Source organism: Methylacidimicrobium sp. B4 (assembly GCF_017310545.1).
In the GTDB taxonomy this organism is placed as follows: Bacteria; Verrucomicrobiota; Verrucomicrobiia; order Methylacidiphilales; family Methylacidiphilaceae; genus Methylacidimicrobium.
In genome coordinates this window covers 1580498-1596468 of sequence record NZ_CP066203.1, presented here as the reverse complement: position 1 = coordinate 1596468, position 15971 = coordinate 1580498, and the positions used below count along the sequence as shown (strand labels likewise).

Here is a 15971-nt window from a genome sequence, read left to right as displayed (position 1 = left end):
TACGGAAGAAGGGATGCTGGCACGATATAGTCGCGAGCCCATGCGCGCCATATGGCGCGAAGAGCGTCGCCTCGAGCTCTGGTTGGAAATCGAGCTGCTCGCCGTCGAGGCGATGGCACGCCTGGGCCGCGTTCCCGCCGACGAGGCTGCCCAGATTCGCGAGCGCGTGAGCTTTTCTCCGGATGAGATCGAGAAGAGGGAAGTGCAGACCCAACACGAAATCCTCGCCTTCCTGGAGGAGGTCGCCTCCCATGCGGGGCCGGCGGGTCGCTGGCTCCATCATGGCCTCACCTCCTCGGACGTGCTCGATACCTCCCTTGCCCTTCAGCTTCGGGCGGCCTGCGACCTGCTTCACCAAGACCTGCTCGCCCTCCGCATGACCATTGGTGAGCAGGCACGCCGTTACGCTTTCGTGCCGATGATCGGCCGGACCCATGGTGTCCATGCCGAGCCGGTCACCTACGGCCTCAAGCTGGCCCTGATGTATGATGAGTTCGGCCGCGCTACCGACCGGCTTCTCGCTGCTCGGGAGCAAATTTCGGTCGGGAAGCTCTCTGGTGCGGTTGGGACCTACGCCCATCTGGACCCCGCGGTGGAAGAAGAGGTGTGCCGCAGGCTCGGCCTCACCCCCGCCCCCGCTTCCAACCAGATCATTCAGAGAGACCGCCATGCCAACCTGGCTACGACCCTCGCCCTGATTGGCGCGAGCATCGAGCGGTGGGCGATCGAGTTTCGCCATTTGCAGCGAACCGAGGTCCTCGAGGTGGAGGAGCCTTTCGCGAAGGGACAAAAGGGGAGCAGCGCCATGCCTCACAAGAGGAATCCGATCCTTTCCGAGCGGCTCTGCGGCCTTGCGCGCCTCTTGCGCGGCTACGCTCTGGCCGCCATGGAGAATGTGCCGCTCTGGCACGAGCGCGACATCTCCCACTCTTCCGCCGAACGGGTGCTCTTTCCCGACGCCACCGCGACCCTCGATTATATGCTCGTCATTTTGGACCGCCTCGTAGCCGATCAGTCGGTCTATCCCGAGCGGATGGCTGAGAATCTGGCACGATCGAAGGGACTCTATGCCTCGGAGGGCATTCTTCTCGCCCTGGTACGAAAGGGCTTGTCGCGCAAGGATGCCTACGAGCTGGTTCAGGAGGCGGCGATGCGATGCTGGCGAGGGAAGGAGCCCTTTGCCGTTTACCTGCACGACACGCCGAGGATCGCCGGGCTTCTCTCCCCCGAGGAGATCGAGCATGCGTGCGATTGGAAGACCTATTGCCGCCATGTCGGGGAGACCTTCAAAAGAGTTGGCTTGGAAGCACCGGAACCGTAGATTGCGATGGCGATGATCCGAGCCCGCGTATCGATTCTGCCGAAACGCTCCGTCTTCGATCCCCAAGGAGAGACCGTTCGCCACGCGTTAGCCCACTTCGGGCTGGCCTCTGTGGAAAGGGTGCGCGTCGGCAAGGAAATCGAGTTGGAGATTCCGGGCGAGGGTGACCTGGCCGCAATACGCCCCCGGCTGGAAGCGATCGCCCGCGATTTTCTGTCCAACCCCGTCGTCGAGGAGTTCGAGCTCCACATCGAAGCGGTTCCATGAGATGGGGCGTCGTCGTCTTTCCCGGTTCGAACTGCGATCGCGACTGCCTTGCCGTGCTGCAGCGCGTCCTTGGCCATGAGGCGGTGGCAATCTGGCACGACGAGCGGGTGTTGCCGACCGTCGATGCCGTCGTGCTTCCGGGAGGATTCTCCTACGGCGACTATCTGAGGTCCGGGGCGATCGCCGCCTTTTCTCCCGTCATGGCGGCGGTGGCGCGGGCGGCTCGTAACGGCTTGCCCGTCCTTGGGATCTGCAACGGATTTCAGATTCTCTGCGAAGCGGGGCTCCTCCCCGGCGCTTTGCTGACCAACGTCGACGGCCTCTTCCATTGCCATCCGGCTTGCTTGCGTGTCGAAAGTAGCTGCTGCGTCTTTACCCGGGGCTATGCCTCCGGGGAAGTGGTCCGAATGCCAATCGCGCACGGCCAGGGACGGTACTACGCCGACCCGTCGACGCTCGATCGACTCGAAAGGTCGGGCTCCATCCTTTTCCGCTATTGCGATGCCCGAGGCGAGACCACCCTCGAATCCAACCCGAACGGGTCACTGGCCAACATTGCCGGAATTTCCAACGAGGAAGGGAACGTGGTCGGGCTCATGCCCCATCCGGAGCGCGCCTGCGAACCTTTGCTCGCCTCGACCGACGGGCTCAGGCTCTTTCTCTCCGTCGGCTCTCTGCCTTTCGGCGCAGAGGCTAGAACTGCCCATGTCCATAGCGCCGCTCGATAACCCCGACTATTGGAACAGCCGCTACCGGCAAGGAGACGCGCCCTGGAATCGAGGGAGCCACTCTCCCGCCCTGGAGGAAGCCCTTCTGCGCCTGTCGCGGCCCGGCCGCGCACTCATCCCGGGCTGCGGATGCGGTCACGATGTCCGGCTGCTGGCCACCCGAGGCTGGGAAGCGGTGGGCATCGACTTCGCGCCGGAGGCCCTTGCGCAGGCTCGACGCCATGGGGAGCCAGCGAACCTCGCGTACGAGGAAGCCGATTTCCTCACCCTGCCAGACTGGCTCCGCGGTGCGTTTGACTTGGTGTGGGAACACACCTGCTTCTGCGCCATCCCGCCGGAGCGCCGGCACGATTACGTGCGGTCGGCCCACGGAGCGCTACGGCCGGGTGGAAAGCTTCTTGGCGTCTTCTTTCTCCGGACGGGCCCTCTCGATCCCCCGCCCTATTGTTTCACCCTTGAGGAGCTCGACTTCTTTTTCGGATCCCATTTTCTCCTCGAAGCGGAATGGCTGCCCGGGCAGTGCTATCCGGGAAGAGAGGGCGAAGAGATTCTTCGGCTCTTCTCCCGAAAAGATTGAGCCCCGGTTTTCGCGCGATCGGCATGCGCCTGCTCTGCTCTCGCCTCCGCCTCTCGCCAGCCGCTCCCGCAGAGAGAGGGGCGAGGTAGGGGGAAGAGCGAAGGTGGATGCACATTCAGGGGCAGTGCAGGGCGAATCTTCCTCTCCCCCTCTCTTCCTTCCCATGACCCGGCTCGATTGGGCCATGGCCGCCGGCCTGGTGGTCGTCGCACTCTGCCGGCTCCGCTATGCGGTGACCCTCGATCTGCTCCCCGACGAAGCGCACTACTGGCTCTGGGCCCAGCACCCGGCGCTATCCTACGTCACCAAGGGGCCGATCGTGGCTTGGCTGATCGGGCTCGGCACGACCCTCTTTGGAGATACCGTCCTGGGAGTGCGCCTCCCCAGCGTCTTGCTTTCCGTCGGAACTGGCTGGCTCTTTTACCGGCTGGGGCAGCGGCTCTTCTCTTCCTGGTGCGGCGTAGCCACCGCCGCGGTCGCCGCAATCCTGCCCATCTTTGCGGTGGGATCGGTCCTGATGACCATCGACGCGCCGTCGGTCTTCTTCTGGCTGCTCGCGGCCGCTTTCTTCTGGGAGGGACGCGAGAACGCGTCCGGGTGGCCTTGGGCGGCGGCAGGCTTGGCGGTGGCCGCAGGATTCGCGGCCAAATTCGTCAACTGGTTCGAGCCGCTCTCCTTTGCGCTCTTCCTGCTGCACAGCCGAAGGGCACGATCCAACCTCTTTTCGAGCCGCTTCCTGCTCCTGCTTGGCTCAGCCGCCTTGGGCCTCCTCCCCTTCCTGGCATGGAATGCCGCGCATGGGGGGGTGACGGTCGATCACCTCCTGCACCGGGGTGGGTTGCGCGAGCCATTCACCCTCCAACCGAAGGAGATCGAGCAATTCTGGATCGAACAGGCGCTCTCTCTTTCGCCGCTCGTCTTCCTCGCCCTCCTTTGGGCGGCTGCGGTCGGCCTTCGAGACCGGTCGCCCACCGCCCCTTCCCTCTTCCTGGCCACGCTTTTCTTTCCCGTCTTCCTCTTCTACGCGATCTTGAGCCTGCACCAGGCCGCTAAAGCCAACTGGACCGTCACCGGCTCCTCGGCCGCGCTTCTTGTAACGGTGGCCTATTGGGGCGAGCGCGCTCGCCGCTCCTCATGGGCTCGACTCCTGGTCGGTTCTGCTCTGACGCTGGCCCTGATCGAGACCGCTTTCCTGCACGGTTTGGGCTCCGGCCTGCTCGGCCCGAAAAACCCGCTCCTCCGTGCTCGCGGATGGGCAGAGATCGGCCGGGAAGCCGAGGGGTATGCGTTGCTTAGCCATCCGGACTTCTGGATTGCGAACGATTATGCGGTAGCGAGCGAGATCGCCTTCTACGCCCACAGGAGAGAGGTCTTCGTGCCGAACTTCCGGAGGGAGGGCACCCAGTTTGCCCTCTGGCCCGGCTACCGCCCCACTCCGGGCAGCCGCGCCCTCTACATCTCCAGCGAAACCGAGGGGATCGTGCCCACGAGGTTGCTTGGTGAGTTTCCGAAGGCCCGATACCTCGGCGGAGCTTGGAGGCAATGGAACGGCCAACGGATCGAGTATTTCCGTTTCTGGCTCCTCAGCGGTCCGGACGGAGCTTACAACTCCAGCGTCTCGCCTGGCGGGGGCACGACTACTTCCAGGCCCGGCCTTTCTTCGCGGAGCCGCTCCTGGAACCAGGCAAGGGCGGGAGGATCGCCGTGAACAAGCACACAGAGCCGCGGATTCACTCGCAAAATATAAGCGAGCAGGTCCTCGCGAATGGCGTGAGAGGTCAAATCAAACTGGTCCACCTCGCAGAGAAGCGGCTGGGGAGGCAGCTCGGAATCGAGGGCGACCAGGTTGCCTCGTGAGGTCTGCAAGAGATGTCCCGCAGGCGAGTTCGGATCGCAATAGCCGACGATGAAGATCGAATGCCCTTCCTCCGAAAGGAAGCGCCGCGCGAGAATGTTCGAGAGAGTGCGCTCGGTCATCATCCCCGAGGAGATCAGGTAGAGCTCCCCCGGCTTGGGCGAGAGTTGGCGGACGCTGCGTCCGTCGAGCACCGTGGGAGCGACATCCCCCAGGAGGCTCAGCCCCGGATGTCGGCGAAAGGAGCGCTTTGCCAGCCGGTCGTAGATCTGCGTGAAGCTCCGACTCAAGCCTCCGATCGTGATCGGGCAGCGGCGAAGGCGGCCCGCCTTCTGCTCCAAATGGAGGGTCGCCAAAAGCTCCTGAGTCTTCCCGAGAGCAAAGATCGGGATGAGGACAGCCCCTCCCCGCCGAAACGTTGACTCGATCGAGGAGATCAGCCGCTCGATCTCCCTCGGTCGTCTCTGGTTCTCCGGTGTCTCCTTGCCTCCTCGGGTCGCCTCGATGATGAGCGTGTCGATCCCATCGAGAGGGAAATCCGCGGCCGGCATGAGGGTCTGCTCCTGGAAGCTCACATCTCCGGTGTAGAAGATCTGGCGATCCCGGTGGCGGAAGCGCACTCCTACGGCCCCAAGAACATGCCCGCCCGGGTAGAGCCGGAAGCTGAGCGGCTCACCCTTTGGATCGGAATCTTCCTGAATCGAGAACTCCTGTCCGGGCCGACAGATCCGGTAGGCTTTCGCCGACCGATCGACTTCCTTGTGAGTAAAGAGCGGATAGCTCGTGACCCCCAATGACGCCCTCTGCTTGAGCATGACCTCGACCGAATTGTGCAAGAGCGGCTCCGCGAGAAGGCAGGTCGCCTCGCTCAAGTAGACGGGCATCTTTTCCCGGCGACGGACAAAAAGCGGGAGCGCCCCGATATGATCGTGATGAGCATGGCTCACGATCAATGCATCCGCGGGCCGCTCTCCCACGGCTCCGAAGTTTGGCGTCGCCTCCTCCCCTTCCTTCCGGGGATGCAGCCCCGCATCGAGAACGATCCGTCCTTCGCCATCAAACTCAAGAAGGTACGAGTTTGCGCCAATCTCGTTGGCGCGAGTCAAATTGGTAAATTTCACGAACGGTAGGTGCGAGGAAGACGGCGCTATCAACCTTGGTCCTCGATCTCGATAAGAGAGCGGGAATCTGGAACGCCGTCAAGACAAAGTTCCCGACGCCCCCCTTCCGGCAACTTTTCTTCCGTAGCGCTTGCGTTTTTCGCACCGATTGCTATCAACGTCATGCAATGAAACACTCTACACGAATTCTTGCGTTAGCGGTCGCGGTGTTGGGCTTTCTCGGCATCACCACCTCCGGATGGGCCGCATGGGATCTGCAAGACACGGTCAACCGGGCCACCAAGGATGTCCGGCACTTTAAGGGCCGGAGCGACCACACGATCCCTCGGTCCGTGCTGGAGCATGCCAAAGGAATCGCTTATCTCCGGAAGCAGGAGGAGGGCTTCATCCTCGGATTCTCCTCCGGAAAGGGCCTGGTCATGGCGAAGACGGCCCACGGCTGGTCTGGCCCTGCGGCGATGAAGAGCGGCGGAATGAGCTTCGGCCTCGAAGTCGGGGGAGAGACGGAGCAGCTTCTTTTTATCCTGAACACTGCGGAAGCGGTCGAGCACTTCGCCAAGGGGCATAAATTCAAGCTCGGCGCGGATCTCGCCATGACGGCAGGCCCCACCTCGGAGCAAGAAATCAAGCACCACAAGGTCGCTCCGGTCTATGTCTACACCCGGAAGAAAGGGTTCTGGACCGCCATCGCCCTCAAGGAGAGCAGCGTGGAACCGGATCGGGGAACCGACAAGGAGTACTACGGCAAGGCGGTCACGACCCGGGAGATCCTGGAGCGCAAGGTGCTCCCTCCGGCGGGGGCCAAGGAACTCATCCGCGCGCTCGAAGCGCCGTATCGCAAGTAGGGCCCCGACAGAGACGCGCATTCGTACCTTTCAGAGGAGAAGAAGCGGGCTTCCTCCGAGTCGAGGAGGCCCGCTTTTTTGTCCTGCTTCCCGATTCTTCTTTGCTTATATATGATATTCGATTATCGATTCTCTGCATGGCGCGCGGCGTCTCAGCTCCTTTGGCGGTTTTCCTTGCGTGCCTCGCATTCCGTCCCGTTCCCGGACGAGCAGCAGAAGTCGGGAATGAAGGTGCGGACGAGACGACCACGCTCTCGCCAGTCATCGTGGAGGCGGTCCCAAGCACGGGCGGCATCCTTCCGGGAAGCTGCTCCTCCGCCTACGCCATTCCCATGGATGTCGTCGATACGCCCAGGGCGGTTACTCCGGTTTCGAAGACGCTCATGGAAGCGGCCGGAATCGGACAGTGGGGAAAATGGGACCCGCTTTCGATCACTTACCTCAACCCCGCAGCGATGGTCGATCCCTCGCAAGCCGCCTGCGCTTCTGCCCCTGATATCCGCGGGCGGCAGGGCCTGACCTTCCTCAACGGAATCGAGGAGAACGTCAACTTCGGCCTCCAGGATATTCCTTGACGGGCCTATCAGCTTGACGCAGACCGCCACAATCCCTAGATTTTGATCATGTCCGGCACCGCCCTTACGCTCCGCGCCTTCCACGATCTCTTCCCGGACGAGAACGCCGCGCGGGCGTGGTTTGAGCGCGCCCGCTGGCCGGACGGCCCGATCTGCCCGGTGTGCGGATGCGTCAACCACGCTTCCTGGCTGCGGACGATCCGCCGCTGGGAATGCACCGCCTGCCACCGACAGTTCTCGGTCACCGCTGGCACGCCGATGCACCGCACCCACCTGCCGATGCTCACCTGGGCGCAGGCCATCTACCAGATCGTCGCGTCGAGCAAGGGCATCTCCGCCGTGAAGCTCTCGGAGATCCTGGGCGTATCCTACCAGACGGCGTGGCACCTCGGCCACCGCATCCGTGCCATGATGGCCGAGGATAGCCCATTGCTGTCCAACCTCGCCGAGATCGACAAGACCCATGCCGAAGCGACGCCGCGCAAGCGCGCCAAGCCGGAACGCGCGGACGACGACTGCGACCCGCCTCCGCCCAACCCCGAGGGGCGCGGCACCAAACGTCCGCTGCTGCTGGTCGCCGCAGAGCGTGGCGGCGAGGTGGCAACCAAGGTCATTCCAACCCACGGCAAGGCCCCCGTCGCCCGGGCTCTGGACGGCGTGCTCTCCGCCGATGCGCTGGCGATGACCGATGGTCTCCCGGTCTACAGGCACCTGGGCGCGGAACGCACCCACTTGTCCGTCAACCAGAGCCAACGGGAGTACGTCCGCACCGACTCCGCGACCGGCCACCGCGTCGAATCCTTCAACGGGTTCCTGGGACGCGCGGTGGTCGGCGTCTTCCACTTCGTCTCGCCCAAGCATCTCGGACGCTACGCCAGCGAAGCCGCCTTCCGTTGGAACCGCAAGGCCGACGCCTGCCTGGAGCGCATGGCCCTGCTCGTCCGGGGCGGCGTTGGGCGCACGCTGCCTTACCGCTTTCTCACGGGAACCGCCTGATGGCCCGCACCAAGCCCGAGCATCCGCCCGTCCATCGGACCGACCTGCTGCCGTCGAACCTGACGGCCAGCAAAGAGGCGGCCGTGCGCGCGCTGCTTAGAGCCTACCGCCGGGGTGCGGTGCTGCTGGGCCGGGAACAGTGGCGGCTCTTCTTCGAGACGGGCCGCTTGGAGAAGAACCACGACGTGGACAAGGTCACCTTCGCCGCCGTCATCGGCGCGGCCAACCGCGTCCAGATGGCCCGCTGGCAGGTCGTCGGGCAGCTCCAGGGCTGGATCCGCAACCGGGCCAATGAGTTTCGAGACATGGTCAACCACAGCACGCTGGCACCCGCCACCAAGCAGATGCTCCACGCCATCAACGGCCTGGGCGCGTGGTTCTGGCGCGGCGAGGTGGCGAGGAGAGACACGGGCGAGGTGATTCCGGTTTCCGTGCGACGGTTGGCGCGCGCCATGATGCGCCACTGCATGGCGCGGCATCGCCGCCCGGACCTCTCGCGCATCTCCATGCGCCTCGACCACCGCGCGGGGAGCATCGCCCGCCCCATCCAGGCGACGCAGCGCGGCAGGGTCGGCTGGTGGGTGAGCCTCTCCACGCTCGAGAAGGGGCGCAAGATCGCCATCCCGCTGCTCACCTACGACTACCATGCCAAGCGCCCTGGCCGCGTGACCAACGGCATCCAGGTGAACGAGCGCGAGGGTCGCCTGAGCTTCGGCGTGGTGACCGACATGGGCGAGGTCTGCGCCAAAAGCCGCGCCGCCTACGACGGCCACGGCGCGCTGGCGCTTGATTTTGGGCTGTCCACGCTCTTGGCCACATCCGATGGCCGGCTGCTCGGCCAGGGCTGGCTCAAGCGGCTCAAGCGGTACGACGCGCTGCTTGCCTTGATCGCGGCCAGCCAGCAGCGTGCCGGACGCAGGCCGCGGGAGAGCCAGCGGTATCGGGCGCTAGTGGAGGATGTGCGCGGCTTCCTTCGCACCGAGGTTGGCCGCGTGCTCAACCGCCTTGTCGAGCAGGGCAAGCCCAAGGAGTTGGTGCTGGAGCGGCTCGACTTCCGCCACTCCGACCTCTCAAGGCGGCTCAACGCGATCCTGCGCAACTGCGGACGCTCGATCGTCCAGGAGAAGTTGCGCGACCTGGAGGAGCGGTTCGGAATCCCCTCCGCCGAGGTCAACGCCGCATACACCTCTCAGGCATGTTCGAGTTGCGGCTATGTGGACAAGCGGAACCGCCGCGACCAGAAGACCTTCGTCTGCCTTTGGTGCGGTCACCAAATGCACGCCGACCTCAATGCGGCGGCCAACATCGAAGCGCGCCGTGCGCGCCCCAATGGTTGGCTCTTCCAGGGGAAGGCTGCGGTCCTTGCCGAGCTCGTGCGCGAGTTCGGGGAGCGACCTGTCCGGGCGCTGGGCCTGGGCAGAACCGGGAGCCGGGGTGCCCCCGCCGACCCACGATCCACCAATCCCTACTTCGGTGGAGTGCCGTCGACCGTGGTGAGGTCATCCGAACGCCGCGAGGCGTCCATGAAATCGCCCGATCCTCCAGCCCTTGTGGCTGCCTGAGTCAACGCGATAGTACCCTTCCTTGGAACTTCAACATGGTGGAAAGCATGGATCTTGTGGAAGGTCCGCCGGGTGCCGTCTTTGGAGCGACCCAGCCTTCCAACGGCTACGTCAATTATATTACCAAGCAGCCCTACTTCGACTGCTTCCGCGGCGACGCCTGGGCGACGATCGGGATGTACGATCAGTATCTGTGGGGTGCCGAGGTCGGCGGACCGATCGACCATCCGAGCGCAGGCCAGTCCTCCACGCTCGGCTACCGGTTGAGCTACCTGGGCATGAATAACGGCAGCTATTACGACTCGATCTTCGATCAGCAGGAGAACTTCTACGGCGCGATCGGCTGGCACCCAAACGACCGCTATCATGCCGACCTTTTTGCCGACTTCGGCACTTACTCGTATATGCTCGAAGACGTGCTCATGAACCGTCCGACGGAATCCCTGATCCAAGACGGCCTCTATTATCCGGGCTATCCGCCGCTTTCTCAGGTAGGTTCCCCAACGCCCCCGCCAGCAAACACCTTCCTCGGCACCCCCGTTCCGGTGAGCCCCCGGCAGACGATCAAATATCCCGGCGACCTCGGACGGGCGATCACCGGCATGGCGCAGCTCGTTCAATCGGTCCAGATGAGCGATGACCTGCAATTGGTCAACAACACCCTCTTCTGGTACGCGGATCATCTCGCGAGCGAGGACGAGATCTTCTTTCAAGAGGCGTGGAAGGGCTGCTACGAAATCGACAACCGCACCGAGCTCAGAGAGAGGTTCACGACTCCGGGCTTCTTCGGACCGATGAAGCACTTCCTGGATGTGGGAGTCGAATGGCGCTACCAGTACGTGCTCGCCTACGACTCTCTCGAGTTTACGGTCCCGAACCAGTGGAGCGTCTTCGAGAATCCCAATCTCCGCAACGGCGCCTTTTCCCCCTACTTCCAAACCCTGGTCGGCAATCCTTCGGCCCCCGGTGGAGGCGAGTGGTTGGTTCCCGGTGGGCCCTATCCCTTCTACTTCGAGCCGCTCAATGGCGCCACCGGCACCAATTTCACGCGCTATGGGAAGGCTTCCCCCTTCTGGCAGCAGACGATTCAGCTCACGGACACGCTCTCGCTCATCCTGGGCGCACGGCTCGACCTCTACCTGATCTCGGCCGAGACACCCCCCGGTACGCCCGCCGTGCTTTTCGAGCAGCTCAACACAACCCAAGCGCTACCCCTTTTCAACGCCAGTCCCACCTGGAAGCCTTTTCCCTGGATGACCACCTACTTCAACTTCAACTGGGCCCAGGCGACCGACGTGGGCGGCGGAGGCGGCTACTCGCCGACATTCACGAACCAGGCGTTTCATCTCCTCAACGAGCTCGAGGAGCTGGGGGTAAAGTTGAGCCTCGCTCGGAACCGGCTTTTCCTCTCCGCGGACGTCTTCCACGAAGACACCTACCTCTTCAACTACCTGGAGCCAGCCAACCCTGCGCAGATCAACGGGTTTGAAACGACCGCGACCTACCAGCCAAACCAAAGCTTCTGGATCCGCGCCAACTATCTCTTCATGAGCGGAGTCGAGAACTGGAGCGCTTCGCCCTACGGGCCGCCGCTTGTGCAGACCTATTCGACCGCGCAGGCGGATCGGCTCGGCCTGCCCCTCGACAACTCGGGGAGCTTCCCGCCGGGGAGCTACGCGCTGATCGGTTGGCCGGAAGAGACGGTCTCGGGCATGGCAACCTACCAACTCGACAACGGCCTAGGGGCGACCGTTGGAGGGCTCTTCTTGAGCGATATGTATCTGGGCTACGAGCACCAGGTGCGGATTCCCCCAGAATTCGTGCTCAACGCCCAGGCATTCTACGCTCGGCCCCGCTGGGAGGCGCGTCTCTACCTCTTCAACTTCACCAATGAGCACTACTGGCTGCCCAACGGCTTTGCCTTTAGCCGCCATTTCTCACCAACGCGAGCTTTCGCGCAAGAAAGGAAGGGCCGAGTCGATTGCGAGGATGTTCGGCGAGGAAAGGGTCTTCGTGAGTGGGGATGGAGCAAGATTTTTGCTCGATTTGGCTTAATGCGAGCTCTGTAAAGGGCAAAAATCCGCTTTGGGAACAAGGCTCCGCCCGATGGGAGGCTCTACTGCAGGGGGAAGCGCTCTGGTTTTCAGGGATGCTCAGCAACGCAGCATCTGGAAGACGTGGGTGAAGAGGTGCTTCCAAGGATAGGCGCTGCTCATCGACAAGAGGACGCGTCGGACGCTGACACGGACCAGCGTGCCGATCTTGACGAGCTTGAGCCGGAGGGTGTCGACCTGGGCGTTGGCCCACTCCGTTCCTTGCAGAGCCAGCCGTCGCAGCGCTTCGACCAGGGCATAGGCCAAAGCCGAAAAGTAGAGGCGAAGCTGATTGCTGGCCATTTGCGCGGTCGAGAGGCGCTCGGCAAAGAGGTAGAGCTGTTTTCCCGGTAGGGACGCTCCTTGCGGAACGCCCCCCGGACAGATCCGTGCAAGCCCGATTCAGGCACACGGCTCCCACCTTGGGTGCTTGACGGCGAAGCGACGCTCGGGCCAAGGATGCAGAATACGCGGTGGTGGCAGCCAGGCATCAACGAGTTTGGGCATTTGCTTCCAGGTCAACTGACCGCGCTGGCCACGCCGTGACAACGCGCGCTTCCAGAGGTGTGCAATGCGAACCCGAAACAGCCGCAGCGCCGGATAGTTCGTCGGCACTGCGTGGTATGCATAAAAGCCCCTGACCACCTGCGCCAGCCATTTTCCTTGATCAGGAATCGGCTGGTGCCGCCTTCGCTGCAATTCCTCTTTCACGCGCTGTATCGTGCGCTGCAGACGGTCGCGGCGGGTTCTTCGCAGAAGTTGGAAGCCACCCGTGCGCTTCTGGCCACAGATCATGGTAAAGCCGAGAAAGTTGAAGGTCTCCGGTTTGTCCCGACCACGTTCTTTTCGATTGAGAGCCGCAAAACGGCCAAACCGAATGATCCGTGTCTTGTCCGGATGCAGTTGCAGCGAGAATGCCTTCGATCGCGTCCCCATCTCCGCCAGAAACCGCTGGGCATCGGCTTCATACTCAAAGCCGAGGACACTATCATCGGCGTAGCGCACTATGATCATGTCCCCGCGGGCGTGGCGTTTCCGCCACTGTTGCGCCCAGAGATCGAGCACGTAATGCAAATAGACGTTGGCCAACAGGGGCGACACCGTCGCACCCTGAGGCGTGCCTGCTTCGCTCTCCGTGACAACCTCCGCCTCCAGTATTCCCGCCTTCAGCCATTTGCGGATCAGACGGAGGATGCGCTCGTCGCCGATTCGATGCTCCAGGAAACGAATAAGCCATTCATGACTCACCGTGTCGAAAAAGCTTCGATAATCTGCGTCGAGTATCCAGTTCACCTTCCGTCGTTGAATGCCGGTTGCCAAAGCATCCAGCGCATCGTGCTGACTGCGCTTCGGCCGGAATCCATACGAGAACCCGAGGAAATCTTCCTCGTAGATCGCATTCAGCACCGCCACCACCGCCCGCTGGAGGAGCTTATCCTCCAACGACGCGATGCCCAACGGCCGCTGCCGCCCATCCGGCTTTGGAATGTACTTCCTCCGGCTGGGCAGTGCCCGGTACGCGCCCCGATGAACCCGATCATGCAGACCTTACAGATTGCTCTCCAGGTTTGCCTCGTAGTCCGACCATCTCACCCCGTCCACTCCGGGAGCCGCGTTGCGCTTGAGTGCGTAAAACGACTGACGGAGTAGATCGACGCTGATATGGTGGAGCAGCGCAGTGAACCGTTCCTTCTTCCTCGCCTTTGCTACTTGCCGTACACGCTCCAGCGCCTGTGACACGCGAACCCGGCCCTGAGTCCGGTCCGTGCTTTGCTGATGCGTGTTCCCCTCGGTCCTCGCCCTTGGCTCCACCGGCTCCGCCGCTGGCTTCCCGGCCTTGTTCGTCGGCTTCTCAGCTACTATGGCGAGGTCAGACTTCTTGGGTCCGTTCATCATCGGCTTTGGCTCCTCACCTTCCCGATGCGGACCGGTAGTGCTTGCCGGTCAGGCCCAAGATCTCCCGGTTCCCGTACGAAGAGCGTGCGCACATGCCAGGTTCTAAAGACCACGCCGAACCGATCGAAGGCTCGCGTTATCGCCTCCGGCCGTGTTGCCTTCCACGTCAAAGACCGTGTCAGCGTTCGGAACATAAACCATTTTCGCGGCTCCATGGCTGGCCTGTGCGTACCCTTGTCAACGCTTCACCGTTGTCCTCACGGTCAACGGCGCATGACTCAGGGCCACTGTGATTCGCTATTTCTTCAGTGCAGTGGACTTGCACCACCTACTCTTCGCCGGTTTTGCCGGCGCACTTCCCGGTAGGGACGCTCCTTGCGGAACGCCCCCCGGACAGATCCGTGCAAGCCCGATTCAGGCACACGGCTCCCACCTTGGGTGCTTGACGGCGAAGCGACGCTCGGGCCAAGGATGCAGAATACGCGGTGGTGGCAGCCAGGCATCAACGAGTTTGGGCATTTGCTTCCAGGTCAACTGACCGCGCTGGCCACGCCGTGACAACGCGCGCTTCCAGAGCTGTGCAATGCGAACCCGAAACAGCCGCAGCGCCGGATAGTTCGTCGGCACTGCGTGGTATGCATAAAAGCCCCTGACCACCTGCGCCAGCCATTTTCCTTGATCAGGAATCGGCTGGTGCCGCCTTCGCTGCAATTCCTCTTTCACGCGCTGTATCGTGCGCTGCAGACGGTCGCGGCGGGTTCTTCGCAGAAGTTGGAAGCCACCCGTGCGCTTCTGGCCACAGATCATGGTAAAGCCGAGAAAGTTGAAGGTCTCCGGTTTGCCCCGACCACGTTCTTTTCGATTGAGAGCCGCAAAACGGCCAAACCGAATGATCCGTGTCTTGTCCGGATGCAGTTGCAGCGAGAATGCCTTCGACCGCGTCCCCATCTCCGCCAGAAACCGCTGGGCATCGGCTTCATACTCAAAGCCGAGGACACTATCATCGGCGTAGCGCACTACGATCATGTCCCCGCGGGCGTGGCGTTTCCGCCACTGTTGCGCCCAGAGATCGAACACGTAATGCAAATAGACGTTGGCCAACAGGGGCGACACCGTCGCACCCTGAGGCGTGCCTGCTTCGCTCTCCGTGACAACCTCCGCCTCCAGTACTCCCGCCTTCAGCCATTTGCGGATCAGACGGAGGATGCGCTCGTCGCCGATTCGATGCTCCAGGAAACGAATAAGCCATTCATGACTCACCGTGTCGAAAAAGCTTCGATAATCTGCGTCGAGTATCCAGTTCACCTTCCGTCGTTGAATGCCGGTTGCCAAAGCATCCAGCGCATCGTGCTGACTGCGCTTCGGCCGGAATCCATACGAGAACCCGAGGAAATCTTCCTCGTAGATCGCATTCAGCACCGCCACCACCGCCCGCTGGAGGAGCTTATCCTCCAACGACGCGATGCCCAACGGCCGCTGCCGCCCATCCGGCTTTGGAATGTACTTCCTCCGGCTGGGCAGTGCCCGGTACGCGCCCCGACGAACCCGATCATGCAGACCTTGCAGATTGCTCTCCAGGTTTGCCTCGTAGTCCGACCATCTCACCCCGTCCACTCCGGGAGCCGCGTTGCGCTTGAGTGCGTAAAACGACTGACGGAGTAGATCGACGCTGATATGGTGGAGCAGCGCAGTGAACCGTTCCTTCTTCCTCGCCTTTGCTACTTGCCGTACACGCTCCAGCGCCTGTGACACGCGAACCCGGCCCTGAGTCCGGTCCGTGCTTTGCTGATGCGTGTTCCCCTCGGTCCTCGCCCTTGGCTCCACCGGCTCCGCCGCCGGTTTCCCGGCCTTGTTCGTCGGCTTCTCAGCTACTATGGCGAGGTCAGACTTCTTGGGTCCGTTCATCATCGGCTTTGGCTCCTCACCTTCCCGATGCGGACCGGTAGTGCTTGCCGGTCAGGCCCAAGATCTCCCGGTTCCCGTACGAAGAGCGTGCGCACATGCCAGGTTCTAAAGACCACGCCGAACCGATCGAAGGCTCGCGTTATCGCCTCCGGCCGTGTTGCCTTCCACGTCAAAGACCGTGTCAGCGTTCGGAACATAAACCATTTTCGCGGCTCCATGGCTGGCCTGTG

Annotated in this window: 13 protein-coding genes and 1 pseudogene; 10 read left to right on the top strand and 4 right to left on the bottom strand. The window is 62.7% G+C overall.

Translation table 11 applies throughout. The features are described 5' to 3' along the window. Nucleotides 1-13: 13 nt before the first annotated feature. From purB to MacB4_RS07590, 5 genes are all read left to right on the top strand, one after another. Nucleotides 14-1321, top strand: coding sequence for an adenylosuccinate lyase (gene purB / locus MacB4_RS07610; protein ID WP_206863275.1), 1308 nt, complete (start codon nt 14-16; stop codon nt 1319-1321). A gap of 6 nt (nt 1322-1327) precedes the next feature. Then, on the top strand, nt 1328-1588 hold the full coding sequence (gene purS / locus MacB4_RS07605) for a phosphoribosylformylglycinamidine synthase subunit PurS (protein ID WP_242529176.1): 261 nt from the start codon (nt 1328-1330) through the stop codon (nt 1586-1588). Continuing rightward, on the top strand, nt 1585-2316 hold the full coding sequence (gene purQ / locus MacB4_RS07600; RefSeq protein ID WP_206863274.1) for a phosphoribosylformylglycinamidine synthase subunit PurQ: 732 nt from the start codon (nt 1585-1587) through the stop codon (nt 2314-2316). The genes purS and purQ overlap by 4 nt, the downstream gene beginning before the upstream one ends. Then, nucleotides 2294-2893 (top strand): methyltransferase domain-containing protein, encoded by a 600-nt coding sequence (locus tag MacB4_RS07595; protein ID WP_206863273.1) that lies wholly within the window; start codon nt 2294-2296, stop codon nt 2891-2893. The genes purQ and MacB4_RS07595 overlap by 23 nt, the downstream gene beginning before the upstream one ends. Nucleotides 2894-3056: 163 nt before the next feature. Next, nucleotides 3057-4601, top strand: coding sequence for a glycosyltransferase family 39 protein (locus MacB4_RS07590; RefSeq protein ID WP_206863272.1), 1545 nt, complete (start codon nt 3057-3059; stop codon nt 4599-4601). Here MacB4_RS07590 and MacB4_RS07585 read toward each other — a convergent pair. After that, complete coding sequence (locus MacB4_RS07585; protein WP_206863271.1) at nt 4496-5869, bottom strand: MBL fold metallo-hydrolase; 1374 nt, start codon at nt 5867-5869, stop codon at nt 4496-4498. The two genes, MacB4_RS07590 and MacB4_RS07585, sit on opposite strands and share 106 nt — an antisense overlap. Nucleotides 5870-6036: 167 nt before the next feature. Here MacB4_RS07585 and MacB4_RS07580 point away from each other — a divergent pair, with 167 nt between their 5' ends. The 5 genes from MacB4_RS07580 (at nt 6037) to MacB4_RS07560 (ending at nt 11916) form a co-directional block, all read left to right on the top strand. Continuing rightward, entirely contained in the window at nt 6037-6714 is a 678-nt protein-coding gene (locus MacB4_RS07580; RefSeq protein WP_206863270.1) for a lipid-binding SYLF domain-containing protein, read from the top strand. 266 nt (nt 6715-6980) lie between these two features. Continuing rightward, nucleotides 6981-7289 carry a hypothetical protein gene (locus MacB4_RS07575; RefSeq protein ID WP_206863269.1) on the top strand — a complete coding sequence of 103 codons (309 nt, stop codon included), beginning with the start codon at nt 6981-6983 and terminating at the stop codon, nt 7287-7289. A 48-nt stretch (nt 7290-7337) separates the two neighbouring features. Next, on the top strand, nt 7338-8285 hold the full coding sequence (locus tag MacB4_RS07570; protein WP_206863268.1) for an IS1595 family transposase: 948 nt from the start codon (nt 7338-7340) through the stop codon (nt 8283-8285). Further along, complete coding sequence (locus tag MacB4_RS07565) at nt 8285-9847, top strand: zinc ribbon domain-containing protein (RefSeq protein WP_206863267.1); 1563 nt, start codon at nt 8285-8287, stop codon at nt 9845-9847. Before MacB4_RS07570 ends, MacB4_RS07565 begins: the two co-directional genes overlap by 1 nt. Nucleotides 9848-9882: 35 nt before the next feature. Next, nucleotides 9883-11916 carry a TonB-dependent siderophore receptor gene (locus MacB4_RS07560; protein ID WP_206863266.1) on the top strand — a complete coding sequence of 678 codons (2034 nt, stop codon included), beginning with the start codon at nt 9883-9885 and terminating at the stop codon, nt 11914-11916. Nucleotides 11917-12000: 84 nt separating this feature from the next. Here the strand turns inward: MacB4_RS07560 and MacB4_RS07555 are convergent, their stop codons facing one another. The 3 genes and pseudogenes from MacB4_RS07555 to ltrA (MacB4_RS07545) form a co-directional block, all read right to left on the bottom strand. Next, nucleotides 12001-12327, bottom strand: a complete 327-nt coding sequence (locus MacB4_RS07555; protein ID WP_255551671.1) for a transposase — start codon at nt 12325-12327, stop codon at nt 12001-12003. Between the two features lie 15 nt (nt 12328-12342). Next, nucleotides 12343-13836 (bottom strand): annotated as a pseudogene (gene ltrA, locus MacB4_RS07550) (group II intron reverse transcriptase/maturase). 414 nt (nt 13837-14250) lie between these two features. After that, nucleotides 14251-15744, bottom strand: coding sequence for a group II intron reverse transcriptase/maturase (gene ltrA, locus MacB4_RS07545; protein ID WP_206863265.1), 1494 nt, complete (start codon nt 15742-15744; stop codon nt 14251-14253). Nucleotides 15745-15971: the final 227 nt, after the last annotated feature.

What these genes read in the sequence shown, in the direction of transcription:
- purB (WP_206863275.1), top strand. Translation starts at nt 14, where the DNA reads ATGCTGGCACGATATAGTCGCGAGCCCATGCGCGCCATATGGCGCGAA.
- purS (WP_242529176.1), top strand. Translation starts at nt 1,328, where the DNA reads ATGGCGATGATCCGAGCCCGCGTATCGATTCTGCCGAAACGCTCCGTC.
- purQ (WP_206863274.1), top strand. Translation starts at nt 1,585, where the DNA reads ATGAGATGGGGCGTCGTCGTCTTTCCCGGTTCGAACTGCGATCGCGAC.
- MacB4_RS07595 (WP_206863273.1), top strand. Translation starts at nt 2,294, where the DNA reads ATGTCCATAGCGCCGCTCGATAACCCCGACTATTGGAACAGCCGCTAC.
- MacB4_RS07590 (WP_206863272.1), top strand. Translation starts at nt 3,057, where the DNA reads ATGACCCGGCTCGATTGGGCCATGGCCGCCGGCCTGGTGGTCGTCGCA.
- MacB4_RS07580 (WP_206863270.1), top strand. Translation starts at nt 6,037, where the DNA reads ATGAAACACTCTACACGAATTCTTGCGTTAGCGGTCGCGGTGTTGGGC.
- MacB4_RS07570 (WP_206863268.1), top strand. Translation starts at nt 7,338, where the DNA reads ATGTCCGGCACCGCCCTTACGCTCCGCGCCTTCCACGATCTCTTCCCG.
- MacB4_RS07565 (WP_206863267.1), top strand. Translation starts at nt 8,285, where the DNA reads ATGGCCCGCACCAAGCCCGAGCATCCGCCCGTCCATCGGACCGACCTG.
- MacB4_RS07560 (WP_206863266.1), top strand. Translation starts at nt 9,883, where the DNA reads ATGGTGGAAAGCATGGATCTTGTGGAAGGTCCGCCGGGTGCCGTCTTT.
- ltrA (WP_206863265.1), bottom strand. Translation starts at nt 15,744, where the DNA reads ATGATGAACGGACCCAAGAAGTCTGACCTCGCCATAGTAGCTGAGAAG.